At 72.1% G+C, this 12,846-nt stretch carries 7 protein-coding genes; 4 read left to right on the top strand and 3 right to left on the bottom strand.

Translation table 11 applies throughout. The annotated features are described in order from the left end of the window. The first annotated feature begins 516 nt into the window (after positions 1-516). The 3 genes from ACN261_RS28815 to ACN261_RS28805 are packed head-to-tail and all read left to right on the top strand — an operon-like array spanning position 517 to position 4,278. Positions 517-2,163: an amino acid adenylation domain-containing protein gene (locus ACN261_RS28815; protein WP_421482821.1), complete on the top strand. Its 1,647-nt coding sequence runs from the start codon at positions 517-519 to the stop codon at positions 2,161-2,163. Then, entirely contained in the window at positions 2,160-3,497 is a 1,338-nt protein-coding gene (locus ACN261_RS28810; protein WP_421482819.1) for a hypothetical protein, read from the top strand. Before ACN261_RS28815 ends, ACN261_RS28810 begins: the two co-directional genes overlap by 4 nt. Positions 3,498-3,513: 16 nt before the next feature. Beyond that, entirely contained in the window at positions 3,514-4,278 is a 765-nt protein-coding gene (locus ACN261_RS28805; protein ID WP_421482818.1) for an enoyl-CoA hydratase-related protein, read from the top strand. Positions 4,279-4,322: 44 nt separating this feature from the next. On the opposite strand, the gene ACN261_RS28800 is transcribed toward ACN261_RS28805, so the two are convergent. Both ACN261_RS28800 and ACN261_RS28795 read right to left on the bottom strand, forming a co-directional pair. Beyond that, a complete protein-coding gene (locus ACN261_RS28800) occupies positions 4,323-5,003 on the bottom strand; it encodes a response regulator transcription factor (protein WP_421482816.1) in 681 nt (226 codons plus the stop codon). 55 nt (positions 5,004-5,058) lie between these two features. Continuing rightward, positions 5,059-6,372: a sensor histidine kinase gene (locus tag ACN261_RS28795; protein WP_425853180.1), complete on the bottom strand. Its 1,314-nt coding sequence runs from the start codon at positions 6,370-6,372 to the stop codon at positions 5,059-5,061. Positions 6,373-6,919: 547 nt separating this feature from the next. Between ACN261_RS28795 and ACN261_RS28790 the strand changes: the two genes are divergently transcribed. Further along, the gene (locus tag ACN261_RS28790) at positions 6,920-8,455 is read left to right on the top strand and encodes a non-reducing end alpha-L-arabinofuranosidase family hydrolase (RefSeq protein ID WP_425853178.1); all 1,536 of its coding nucleotides are present in this window, start codon (positions 6,920-6,922) and stop codon (positions 8,453-8,455) included. 394 nt (positions 8,456-8,849) lie between these two features. Here the strand turns inward: ACN261_RS28790 and ACN261_RS28785 are convergent, their stop codons facing one another. Beyond that, a complete protein-coding gene (locus ACN261_RS28785) occupies positions 8,850-12,404 on the bottom strand; it encodes a ThuA domain-containing protein (RefSeq protein ID WP_421482812.1) in 3,555 nt (1,184 codons plus the stop codon). Positions 12,405-12,846 lie beyond the last annotated feature (442 nt).

Below are 12,846 nucleotides of genomic sequence, written 5' to 3'. Positions count from 1 at the left end.
ACGGCACACGGAAGGCTCCTCCCTGGGTGGGAGGTGGATGGTGCGACATGCACGGTCGAGACATCAGACGTTAGAGTTTCCATTGTGTAACGTCAATGCCCTGCAGGTGACTGCGGGGGAGCGGCGTGGGGCGGCCGGTCGGCGGGCGGAACTCCTGTCGCGACATTCAGACGTCCTACCAATGCCGTGCCCGGTCGGGCGACTCCTGTCCGGCGTCACGCCGCAGGTGGCGGCGGCCTGACGGCCCGTCGGCGAACGTCGACATCGAAGCCTGTAGTTCTCTGCCGTGCCGGGTCGTCCGCGCCGGCCGGACCGTCGCGCGCCCGATCGACCGGGCGGCAGTCGCCCCGCGCCCCGCCCGCCGTGGCCCCTCCCGATCCGATCGGCGTGCGCCGACGCACGCCGGTGCCGCCCCGGACGGCCGCCGTGCCCCGGATCTAAGAGATTTCCCATCTCCATTGGCCAGCATCGATTCCGATCGCCGCGCAGGGCGGCCGGTCAGAACAGGAGCGGCCCATGTCCGTACGACAGACCACCGACGACACCGCCAGCCACCCGGTCAGCACCCTCCCGGCCGGGCCGGACGGCTGGCGGTCAGCACTGCTGGACCACCTCCCACCGCGCGACCGGCGGCAGTTCCACCGGTTCGGCCAGGGCCCCCGGGTGCCCGCCCCCGACCTGCGCATCCACCAGGCGTTCGCCAGGTGGGCCGCCACCACCCCGGACGCCGTCGCCGCCGAGCACCTCGGGGTACGGATCGGCTACCGCGAACTGGACCGCCAGGCCAACCGGCTCGCCGCCCACCTCGTCGCCCTCGGCGTGCGCACCGGCGACACCGTGGGCGTGTTCACCAGCCGGTCCCTGCCGATGCTGGTGGGCATCCTGGCCACCCTCAAGGCCGGGGCGGCCTACGTCCCGCAGGACGTCCGGATCGCCCCCGCCGGGCAGTTGCGCCAGGTCGCCTCGACCGCCCGCTGCCGGGTGCTGCTGACCACGTCGGCGACCCTGGACGCGGTGCCGGCGTCGCCCGGTGTGCCCCGGCTCGCGGTCGACGAGATGATGGCCGAGCCGCTGCCCCCCGGCGGGTACCTCACCGCCCCCGTCCCGGACCGTCCGGTACGCGCCGACGACGGCTGCTACGTGCTGTTCACCTCCGGCACCACGGGCACCCCCAACGGCGTCACCGTCACCCACGGCAACGTCGCCAACATCCTGCTCACCGCCCCGGGCGACCTGGGGATACGGCCCGGCCGGACGGTCGCCCAACTGCTCAACGTCGCCTTCGACATGGCCGCCTGGGAGATCCTCGGCTGCCTCGCCAACGGCGGCACCCTGCTCGTGCGCGACCGGGACCTCACCGCCACCGCCGCCCGCGCCGACGTGGTGGTCGCCACCCCCTCGGTGCTCGCCCGGATCGACCCGGACCGGTGCGCCGGGGTGCGGGTGGTCGCGGTGGCGGGGGAGCCCTGCCCGCGTCCGCTGGCCGACCGGTGGGCCGCCGGCCGGATCTTCTACAACTGCTGCGGCCCGACCGAGACCACCATCGTCAACACCATGCACCGGCACCGGCCCGGTGCGCCGTTGACCATCGGCCGGCCGACCCCGAACAACACCGTCTACGTCCTCGACGACGACGGACGGCCCTGCCGCATCGGCGAGGTCGGCGAGATGTGGGCCGGTGGCGACTGCGTCTCCGCCGGCTACCTGGACAACGACGCGCTCAACACCGAGCGGTACGCCCCGGACCCGTTCCTCGGCGGCGGCCGGCTGATGTTCCGTACCCGCGACCGGGGCCGCTGGCGCGCCGACGGGGAACTGGAACATCTCGGCCGCACCGACGACCAGGTGAAGGTCCGGGGTTTCCGGGTGGAGCTGGACGCGGTCTCGACCGTGCTGGAGACGGTGCCGGGCTGCCGGCGCGCGGTCACCCTGCGGGTCACCGACCGGGACCTGGTCTCCTTCGTCGTCCCCGCGGAGCTGGACCCGCAGCGGTGCCGGGAGACGGTGGCCGCCGCGCTGCCCTACTACTGCGTGCCGGCGGCCGTGCACCCGCTGCCGGAGCTGCCGATGACCGGCCGGGGCAAGGTCGACCGGGACGCGTTGCACCGGCTCGCCCTCGACCTGCGGTGGCAGTTCGCCCACGTCGAGGAGGCGGCGGCGTGACCACCACCGGTCTGCGACCCGCGTCGACGCCGCCGCGCTCCGGCCCGGCGGGCCACCCCGACGACATGCTTCCCCCGCCGGTGTCGACGCTGCGCCGGGTCCTGGCCCATCCCCGGTTCATGCACCACCACCGGCTCGTCGCGGCGGTGCTCGCCGGCAACGCCGCGCTGCTGGCGTACGGGCTGTCCGCCGGCTGGTGGCACGGCCCCGGGGCCGCCGACACGTTGGGCGTCGCCGCGCTGGCGAACGTCGCGCTGGCCGTGCTGATCCGCCAGCAGTACGTGATCAACCTGCTGTTCCGGCTGGCCACCCGGGCACCCACCAGCTGGCCGCTGCGGGTGCGGGCCACGTTGGGCAAGGTCTACCACTTCGGCGGGCTGCACGTCGGCGCGGCGCTGGCCGGCACCGCCTGGTTCCTCGCCCAGCTCGGCGCGTTGGCCGTGCGCGGCGGCCCGGCGGGGGCGCTGGTCACCGGGTACGCGGCGGCCGCCCTGCTGCTGGCCGTCGTCGGCACCGCGCTGCCGCCGGTGCGCTCGCGCCGGCACGACCTGTTCGAGCGCACCCACCGCCTCGGCGGCTGGGCGGCTCTGCTGCTGCTCTGGGCGCAGGCCGGTTTCCTGGCCGGCGGGCCGGTCGCGCTGGCCACCTCCCCGCAGGGGTGGGTGCTCGCGGTGCTGACCGCCAGCATCGCCCTGCCCTGGCTGCGGCTGCGCCGGGTGCCGGTGGTGGTGCGGCGTCCGTCGTCGCACGTGGCGCTGGTCCACTTCGACCACGGGGTGACGCCGTTCCCCGGCTCGTCCACGGCGGTCAGCCGCAGCCCGCTGTGGGAGTGGCACTCCTTCGCCAACGTGCCGACGCCGGGCCGCAGCGGGTTCCGGTTGACCGTCAGCCGGGCCGGTGACTGGACCGGCCGGTTCGTCGACGACCCGCCGCGCCGGCTCTGGGTGAAGGGGATCAGCACCGCCGGGGTGGCCAACATCGAGACCCTGTTCCGCCGGGTGCTGTACGTGGCGACCGGCAGCGGGATCGGCCCGGTGCTGCCGCACCTGCTGGCCGGGCAGGTGCCGGCCCACCTGGTCTGGGTGGCCCGCCGACACCGGGAGACCTTCGGCGACGACCTGGTCGACGAGATCCTCGCCCACCAGCCCGACGCGCTGCTGTGGGACACCGCCCGCGACGGCAAGCCCGACATGCTGCGGCTGGCCTGGCAGGCGTGCCGCCGGTACGACGCGGAGGCGGTCATCTGCATCTCGAACCGTCCGCTGACCTGGCAGGTGGTGCGGGGCATGGAGGAACGCGGGGTGCCCGCGTACGGCGCGATCTGGGATTCCTGAGGAGAGGGAGGCGACGATGAGGATCACCGTGGAGAAGGACGACCGGGTGGTCACGGTGCGGTTGTGCCGGCCCGAGGTGCGCAACGCGCTGGACACGGCGCTGCTGACCGAGCTGGTCGAGACGCTGCGACCGCTGGACCGCGACCCGGGGGTGGGCTGTTTCGTGCTCACCGGCTCCGACGAGGTCTTCGCGGCCGGGGCGGACATCCGGGAGATGGCCGGGAAGTCCTTCCTGGACGTGGCGTTGGACGACCACTTCGCCGGTTGGGACGCGTTCGCCGCGCTGCGTACCCCGAAGATCGCGGCGGTGGCCGGCTACGCCCTCGGCGGCGGCTGCGAGCTGGCGATGATGTGCGACCTGGTCTTCGCGGCGGACAACGCCCGGTTCGGGCAGCCGGAGCTGCGGCTGGGGGTGATGCCCGGCATCGGCGGCACCCAGCGGCTGACCCGGCTGATCGGTCCGGCGCGGGCGATGGACCTGGTGCTCACCGGGCGGCAGCTCGACGCGGCGCAGGCGTACCGGTGGGGCCTGGTGTCCCGGGTGGTGCCGACGGACCGGCTGCTGGCCGAGGCGAAGGCCGCGGCGGCGGTGGTGGCCGGGTATCCGAAGCTCGCGACGATGCTGGCCCGGGAGGCGGTCCGGCAGGCCGAGGAGGTCGGCGTGCAGGCCGGGGTGCTGTTCGAGCGGCGGGCCTTCCACGCCCTGTTCGCCACCGAGGACCAGCGCGAGGGGATGGCCGCCTTCCTGGAGAAGCGTCCGGCCCGGTTCGCGGGGCGCTGAGCCGCCGCGCCGCCCGGGGCCCGTCGGGGCCCCGGGCGGCCGGCTCACAGCGCGCCGATCTGGTAGCCGAGGCCGTGCACGGTGCGCACCACCCCGTCGCCGAGCTTGCGGCGCAGGTAGTGCACGTACGTGTCGACGACCGCCTCGGTGCGGTCCGCGCCGAACACCCGCCCCCGGAGCTGGCTGCGGCTGTGCACCATCCGGGGGTGGCTGGCGAGCAGCCGGATCAGCTCGAACTCCCGGCCGCTGAGCGTCACCTCCCGCCCGTCGGGCAGCCGCACCCCGCGCTGGGCCAGGTCGAGCTGACCGGCCCCGATGGGGATCAGTTCGGCCCCGTCGAAGCGGCGGCGGGTCAGCGCCCGGACCCGGGCCATCAGCTCGGTCACCTCGAACGGTTTGGGCAGGTAGTCGTCGGCGCCCGCGTCGAGGCCCCGGATGCGTTCGTCGAGGTCGCCGAGCGCGCTGAGCATCAGCACCCGGGCGGCGACGGAGCGCCGCCGCAGCCGGATGAGCAGGTCGACCCCGTCGATGGCCGGCAGCCGCCGGTCCAACATGATCACCTGGTAGGGGCCGCGCAGCGCCAGGTGCAGGCCCCGCTGACCGTCGCGGGCCAGGTCGATGCGGTACCCCGCCCGGTGGAACAGCTCGACCAGCATGTCGGCCAGTTCCGCGTCGTCCTCGACGAGGAGCAACGGGCCGTGCGCCGGGGGTGACGGGTCGGTCATCCGTTCATGGTCGCACCGAAACGGCAGAAGGTTGACCGGTGGAATTTCTCGCCGGTCAGAATCTGCTGGTCGCGCGGTCCCCGCCGGCCCGGTCCCGGCCCGCCCACCAGCGCAGGGGCCACCGGCCACCGTCCGGGTCGCCGTCCGTCGGCGGACCACCGGCCCGCCCCCCGTCGCACACCGGCAGCCGTACGGTGAAGGTGGCGCCCGCCCCGGGCCGGCCGGTGGCGTCGATCGTGCCGCCGTGCGCGGTGACCACCTCGCGGACCAGCGCCAACCCGAGCCCGGACCGGCGGTCCCCGGCATCGGGGCCCCGGTGGAACCGGTCGAAGATCCGGCCGGCGTGCCGGGGGTCGAACCCCCGGCCGGAGTCGCTGACCACCAGCTCGACCCGGTCCGCGCCGGCCGGACGCAACCGCACCTGCACCCGCCCCCCGGCCGGGGTGTGGTGCAGGGCGTTCGCCAGCAGTTCCGCCACCACCCGGAGCAGCGCGGGCCCGACACCGCGCACCGGCACCGGGTGGTCCGTGCCGGTCACCCCGAGCGTCACCCCGAGGGCGGCGGCGCGCGGCGCGTCGGCCCCGATCGCCTCGACGACGAGCGCCGCGAGGTCGACAGTGGCCGGCGGCCCGGTCATCGCCGCCGGATCGGCCAGCCGGGCCGACAGGAGCAACTCGTCGACGATCTCCCCGAGCCGTCGGGTGGTGTGCAGCAGCCGGTCCAGGTCCTGCCGGTCCGCGTCGTGCGCCGCGCCGGTCGTCCGCTGGGCCAGCAGTTGGGCCGCCGTGTGCACCCGGGTGATCGGGGCCCGCAGCTCGTGGCTCGCGTCGGCGACGAAGCGGCGTTGCCGGTCGAGCGCCTCGGTCAGCGGCAGCACCGACCGGCGGCGCAGCCGCAGGTCCGTCGCGGTCGCCGCGACCAGGACGGCCAGCGCGGCGGTCGACACCGCCCACAGCAGGTAGCGCCGTTCGGCGAGCTGGAAGCGGGCGTCGAAGACCACCTGGACGACCTCGCCGTCGCGCCACTGGGTCCGCACGTGGTAGACGGTGCCGTTGCGGGCGACCTGGCCGACCTGCGGGCGGCCGGTGCGGGCCACGGTGTGGACCGCCCCGTGCTCCGGGAACCCGGCCGGCGGCGCGCCGCCGTGACCGGTGTCGCTCGCGCCGCCGAAGATCCAGGTGCAGCCGGACGGGTCGGCCGGTCGGCCGTGCACCATCGCCCAGTCCAGCTCGTGGCGGATCCTGGCCTGCTGGACGTGCACCAGGGCGGCGTAGCCGACCCCGCCGGCCAGCGCCAGCAGGGCGACGACCAGCAGCCCGACGGCCAGCCCGGTGCGCGGCCGGGCGTGGGTCGCCCGTATCCGAGGCATCCGGCCGGGGTCACCGCCGGCGCGTCGGCCGGATGCGCCGGTCAGCGGCATCGCGCCGCCACCCCGTGCCCGCGGGTCCGACCTCGTCCGCCTGCCCGGCAACCGACCCGCATCCATCGAAGATGACACATCACGCACCGGATCGGAAGGGATCACCGTCGCCTCCCGGATGCCGGGCCGGGCCGGCGTTCCCGGGACCGGGGACGCGAGGGGTGAACGTTAACACCCGGCCGGGAAGGTTGACCCGGCAACGGGTCGTACCCGGTGGTGGTGGGGTGGGCAGGTGCCCGGGCGCGACTCTTGAGCGGCCCGAAACGCTCTGGTAACATCGCCGGATCTGAATGGAGCCCCTGCCGGTCCGTTCGCCCCCACCAAACCGATCATGCACCCGTTCGACCCGCACCGATCGATGTGAGCGTTCACACTTGCCGGTCGGCTCCGTTTCGACCACGGAGTGTCGGTCGGTCGGACCACCTGAGGCCCTCGGCGACCACGTCACCGGGGGCCGCCGCGCAGGGGCCACCCGTCCTTGAGAAGGAGCACCCCCATGCACCTCCCGACTGAGCATCCCGGCCCGGCTCTGCGCCGTCCCGGCCGACGGAGCTGGCTGCTGTCGGCGGCCACCGCGCTCGTGACCGCCCTGAGCGGCGGTGCCGTCGTCGCGGCCACCGCGACGGAAGCCGCCGCGGCCACGATCGACACCGGCGCGTCGTACGTGCTGGTCAACCGCAACAGCGGCAAGGCCCTCGACGTCTACAACCTGGCCACCAACGACGGGGCCCGGATCACCCAGTGGACCCGCAACGACGGCAGCCAGCAGCAGTGGCAGTTCGTCGACTCCGGCGGCGGCTACTACCGGTTGAAGTCGAAGCTGTCCGGCAAGGTGCTCGACGTGTCCGGCAAGTCGACCGCCGACGGCGGAGCGATCGTGCAGTGGACCGACAACAACGGCACCAACCAGCAGTTCAGCATCCAGGACATCGACGGCTACATTCAGCTGATCAACCGCAACAGCGGCAAGGCCGTCGAGGTGCAGGGCGCGTCCACCGCCGACGGCGGCAACATCGTGCAGTACGCCGACTGGAACGGCACCAACCAGCAGTGGCAGCTCGTCAAGCTCGGTGGCACCACCCCGCCGCCCACGACCCCGCCGCCGAGCGGCAACTGCACGCTGCCGTCGTCGTACCGCTGGTCGTCGACCGGTCCGCTGGCGCAGCCGAAGGCCGGCTGGGCGTCGCTCAAGGACTTCACCATCGCCCCCTACCAGGGCAAGCAGTTGGTGTACGCCACCACCCACAGCAGTAGCGCCACCGGTGGCTGGGGTTCGATGAACTTCGGCCTGGTCGACAACCTCAACCAGCTCGCCACGGCCCCCCAGAACACCATGAGCCAGAGCACCGTCGCGCCGTCGCTGTTCTACTTCGCGCCGAAGAACATCTGGATCCTCGCCCACCAGTGGGGTCCGACGTCGTTCTCGTACCGCACGTCGACCAACCCGGCCAACGCCAACGGCTGGTCGGCCCCGCAGCCTCTGTCGACCGCGTCGATCACCGGTTCCACCACCGGCGTGATCGACCAGACGATCATCGGCGACGACCAGAACATGTACCTGTTCTTCGCCGGTGACAACGGCAAGATCTATCGCCAGGTCATGCCGATCGGGAACTTCCCGGGCAGCTTCGGCTCCAACTACACGACCATCATGAGCGACACCTCGGAGAACATCTTCGAGGCGCCGCAGGTCTACAAGGTCGCGGGCCAGAACCAGTACCTGATGATCATCGAGGCCCGGACCAGCTCCTGGGAGCGCTACTTCCGCTCGTTCACGGCGACCAGCCTGGGCGGCACCTGGACGCCGAACGCGACGACCTACAACAACCCGTTCGCGGGCAAGGTCAACAGCGGTGCCACCTGGACCAACGACATCAGCCACGGTGAGCTGCTGCGTACCAGCGCGGACCAGACGAACACGATCGACCCGTGCAACCTGCAACTGCTCTACCAGGGCCGTTCGCCCAGCTCCGACGGCGTGGACTACGGCCTGCTGCCCTACCGGCCGGGCCTGCTCACCCGGCAGCGCTGAGAACGCGCACCGGCGGACCTCGGGGGCTCCTGAGGTCCGTCGGTGGCCCGGGACGGACCGGGCCGTCGGACCACCTGAACGGCATGTGCACCACCGATCGGCAGGGCCCGCACCTCGGGCCCTGCCGATCACCGTTTCCGCACCGGGGCCCGGGGCGGGGCAGTACCGACCTGTCGGCCGGGACCGTCAGGTGACGTCCACGACCGGCAGTCGCGTCAGGTGACCGCCCGGCGGTGATCCGACGTCCCGCTGACCACCGCGCCGGCCCGAGACCGGGACGGTCCGCCCACCGCCCAGGGTGGGCGGGGCCCCGACACGACCGCAGAGGGCCGGCTCCGACATCCGGAGCCGGCCCTCCCGGCCTACCGCCGCCGCGACGGCGGCGGACCGTGCGTCACACCTGGGTGAACCGCCACTGCTGGTTGCTGGCGCTGTGGCAGGTCCACTGCAACAGCCGCGCGCCGTCGGCGGTGGAAGCACCGTTGACGTCCAGGCAGAGCCCGCTCTGCACGTTGCGCACCGTGTAGACCCCGGCGGTCGTGGTCGCCGTCGCGGTGAACTTCTGCTGGTTGCCGTTGTTGCAGGTGGCCTGCTGGAGGAACGCACCCGCCGTGGTGGAACCGCCGATCACCTCGGCGCACTTGTTGCTGTGCACCGCCCTGAGGTAGACCGCGCCGTTGCCGGCGTCCACGGCCTGCCACTTCTGGTTGTTGCCGCCGGTGGCCGCCCACTGGGTGAGCTGCGCGCCGTCGGCGGTGGAGACGCCACTGACGTCCATCAGCTTGCCGCTGTGCAGCGCGGTGAGCGTCCAGGTCTTCCCCGCCACGCCGGTGCCGGTTCCGGTGCCGGGCTGGCCGACACCCGCCCCGCCGAAGGTGTGCGAGTCGAGGTCGAACCAGTTGTTCGTGCTGCCCTTGAACACCAGGTAGAGCGGGTGCGTCCCGGACAACGCGGCCACGTTCACCGGCGCGGTGGACTGGTAGTTGTTCCAGCCGCCGGTACTGGGCACCGGGGTGGTGGCCAGCAGCATGCCGGTCGGCGAGTCGGCCCGCAGCTCGATCGTGCCGCCACCGGACGGCGACGACAGCCGGTAGCTGACCGTCGAGATGCCCGACAGGCTCATCGGGTTGAACGCGATCCAGTCGTTGTTGGAGATGTCACCGACCCGCTTGGTGCTCTCCGCGGCGGCCTGGTCGACGACCCGGACGCCGGAGCTGCTGCTGAAGTACTCGGCCTGCTTGTGCTTGGGTTGCAGGATCGCCTGCGCCGTGCCGGTGAGCGGGGACGAGCCGCCCGGGCCACCGCTGTCGGTGTAGCGGGCGTTGAGCACGTAGAACAGGTTCGCGCCGTCGGGGTGCCCACCGAGCAGGTCGGTGGAGATGGTGCCCGAGCAGCCCGGGTACTCGGTGGTCTCGTGGGCGTGGTCGTCGTGACCCAGCGCCGGGTTGACGACCACCTTGGTGCAGTCGACCGTGCCGCCGTCCGGATCGGTGACGCTGATCTGGTACGACACCTTGTCCCCGAAGGTGAGCATGCCACCGTTGGCCGGGGTGGTGATGGTGACCACCGGCGCGGAGTTGCCGACGGTGATCTGGACGTTGGCGAAGCCCGTCTTGCCGGTGTTGTCGGTGACCTTCAACTGCGCCGTGTAGTTGCCGTTGGTGGTGTAGACGTGCGACGGGTTGGCCGCCGTCGAGGTGGTGCCGTCACCGAACGTCCACTGGTAGCTCAGCGTGTTGCCCGGGTCCGGGTCGGTGGTGCCGGCGCTGCTGAACTGGACGTTGAGCGGGGCCAGACCGCTGGTGGGCGTACCGACGGCCTTGGCGATCGGCGACCGGCCGCCCTGGATGTAGTCGATCCGGTAGAGCCCGGAGTCGCTGTTGCCGCCACCGAAGTTGGTGCCCCACTCCAGCACGTAGAGCGAGCCGTCCTTGCCGAACTCCAGGTCCATCGGCTTGTTGAACCGGCCCCCGGGCAGGAACGTGTTGGTGCGGGTCACCGCCGTCGCGGAGTCGAAGTGGACCTCCTTGATGTAGCTGCGGGACCACTCGTAGAAGAAGTGCACGCCGTCGTAGTAGGGCGGGAACTTGGTGGCCGACGGGTTCGCCGGGTCGTACCGGTAGACCGGGCCGCCCATCGGGCCGGAGCCGCCGGAGCCCAGCTCCGGGAAGGTCGACGAGGTGCCGTAGCCGTACCACATGTTGGGTGCGACGACCGGCTTCAGGCTGGTCAGGCCGGTGTTGTTGGGGGAGTTGTTGACCGGGGCGTTGCAGTTGAACTTGGCGCCGACCACGCCGGTGTCCGGGTTGTACGGCGCGTAGGGCTGGTTGTCGCCGTGGCAGAACGGCCACCCGTAGTTGCCGGGCGACTTGATCACGTTGAGTTCGACCAGGCCCTCGGGGCCCCGGTTGGTGGTGGGCGGGTTGCGGTCCGGCCCGTAGTCGGCCAGGTAGACCCAGCCGTTGGCCGGGTCGATCGAGAACCGGAACGGGTTGCGGAAGCCCATCGCGTAGATCTCCGGCCGGGTCTGCGCCGTACCCTGGGGGTAGAGGTTGCCGCTCGGGACGGTGTAGCCGCCGGTGTCCGACGGGCGGATGCGCAGCAGCTTGCCCCGCAGGTCGTTGGTGTTGCCGGCGCTGCGGGCGGCGTCGAGGTTGGACTTGCCGGAGCGCCAGTCCAGCGGCGCGTAGCCCTGCCAGTTGGGGTCGAGGTTCGGCGGGGTGTCGTCACCGGTGCCGATGTAGAGGTTGCCGTCCGGGCCGAAGTCGATGTAGCCGCCGGTGTGGCCGGGCTCGGGGAAGGTGCGGTCCCGGTACGCCGGGATGTCGATGATCCGCGCCTCGGTGGAGAGGTTGAGGGTGTCACCGGACAGCGTGTAGCGGGAGACGCGGTTGACGTCGGTGCTGCTGCTCGCCGGCGAGTGGTACAGGTACACGTAGCCGTTGGTGGCGAAGTTCGGGTCGATCGCCATGCCGGTGAGACCGTCCTCGCCGCCGGTGTAGACGCTCAGGGTGGCGGCGGTCACGGTGCTGTTGGTGCTCGGCTTGAAGATCTTGACCTGGCCGCCGCGCTGGACGTACATCACCCGGCCGTCGGGCAGCACGTTCAGCGCCATCGGGTCGACCGTGTTGTCGTCCAGGGTGCGCTTCTCGAAGTTGCCCCACACGGTGCCGCCGCAGTCGCCGGGCAGGTTGCCGGCGGCCCACTTCACGCCGCCGAGGACGTGGTTGCGGAAGTTCGTCTCGCTGTAGGAGTCGATCGCGTGGCCCATCGCGGTGGCCCACACCCGCCCGCCGGCGGCGCTGCGGCACCAGGAGATCGGGTGGTCCGGGCCCATCGCCCGGGACCCCGGGTTGTACGTCCGCTCGTCGGCGGTCACCAGCACGTGCACGTTGCCGCGCGGGTTGCTGTCGAAGTTGTACCACTCCTCGCTGCGGTTCCACCGGTCCGGCAGACCCGTCGTGGACGGGTGCTGCTTGTCGGCGACGATGGCGGTGCCGGGCAGCACGCCGGGGGAGTGCTCGGGCATGTGGGCGCCGCCGTTGAGGGTCTGGTCCCACCAGGGGTACTCGCCCTCGATGCCCATGTCCAGGGCGTTGTGGATGCCGACGATGCCCTTGCCGCTGGCGAGGTAACCCTCCACGGCCTGCCGTTGGGCGGCCGAGGTCCAGACCATGCCGGAGGTCTGGAACATGATGATCACGTCGAAGGTGGCGAGGTTGGCCGCGGTGAAGACGCTGGAGTCCTCGGTCTGCACCAGCTCGAAGTTGTTCGCCGCCGCCTGCTGCTGGAACATGCTGATCCCGGCGGGGATCGAGTCGTGCCGGTAGCCCACCGTCTTGGTGAACAGCAGGGCGCGGAAGGCCGGAGCCGCCGACGCGGGTGGTGCGAGGCCGAGCGACAGTAACAACCCGGCGATCATGCCGATGAGCAACGTGGTACGACGCATGCCGTCTCCTAGGTGTCGGCGGGAACTTCCGGTGGCGACCACGGCCCGCCCGCGCGTCCGGTGGACGCCGGGACGCGCAGCGGGCACGGGCGTGCTGCCCGGGGTCGGCGTGCCGTCCGCCGCAACGGCCGTCCGCCCCGCATCACGTCACGCAGAGTGACGTCGGTGATGTGCTCGCCCGGTGGGCCGCGAGGCCAGGATGGGTCAGTCATCGATGACTGTCAATGGAAGGGGCAAGGTTCGATGTTTCGACGGTTCGACCGTGGGCGCGCGGCGACCCCCCGACCCGGCATCGACGCCGCTCGGGTGCTCGAACCGGCGGCCCGTGAAGATCGAGGATTGTGGACAAGCATCGAAACATCTATCTTCATACGTGTGATGTTTCGTCGATGTCAAGGAAAGTTTGCTCCTTGACGACGTAAGCGCTCACGAGCGACAGCGA

The organism is Micromonospora sp. WMMD723, from assembly GCF_049863385.1.
Classification (GTDB): domain Bacteria; phylum Actinomycetota; class Actinomycetes; order Mycobacteriales; family Micromonosporaceae; genus Micromonospora; species Micromonospora wenchangensis.
The sequence above is the reverse complement of the archived record's forward strand: the minus strand, read 5'-3'. Positions and strand labels throughout refer to the sequence as shown.

Bases quoted from the DNA above. Each gene is read 5' to 3' on its own strand.
- ACN261_RS28815 (WP_421482821.1), top strand. From the start codon at position 517: ATGTCCGTACGACAGACCACCGACGACACCGCCAGCCACCCGGTCAGC.
- ACN261_RS28805 (WP_421482818.1), top strand. From the start codon at position 3,514: ATGAGGATCACCGTGGAGAAGGACGACCGGGTGGTCACGGTGCGGTTG.
- ACN261_RS28795 (WP_425853180.1), bottom strand. From the start codon at position 6,372: ATGCCTCGGATACGGGCGACCCACGCCCGGCCGCGCACCGGGCTGGCC.
- ACN261_RS28800 (WP_421482816.1), bottom strand. From the start codon at position 5,003: ATGACCGACCCGTCACCCCCGGCGCACGGCCCGTTGCTCCTCGTCGAG.
- ACN261_RS28785 (WP_421482812.1), bottom strand. From the start codon at position 12,404: ATGCGTCGTACCACGTTGCTCATCGGCATGATCGCCGGGTTGTTACTG.
- ACN261_RS28790 (WP_425853178.1), top strand. From the start codon at position 6,920: ATGCACCTCCCGACTGAGCATCCCGGCCCGGCTCTGCGCCGTCCCGGC.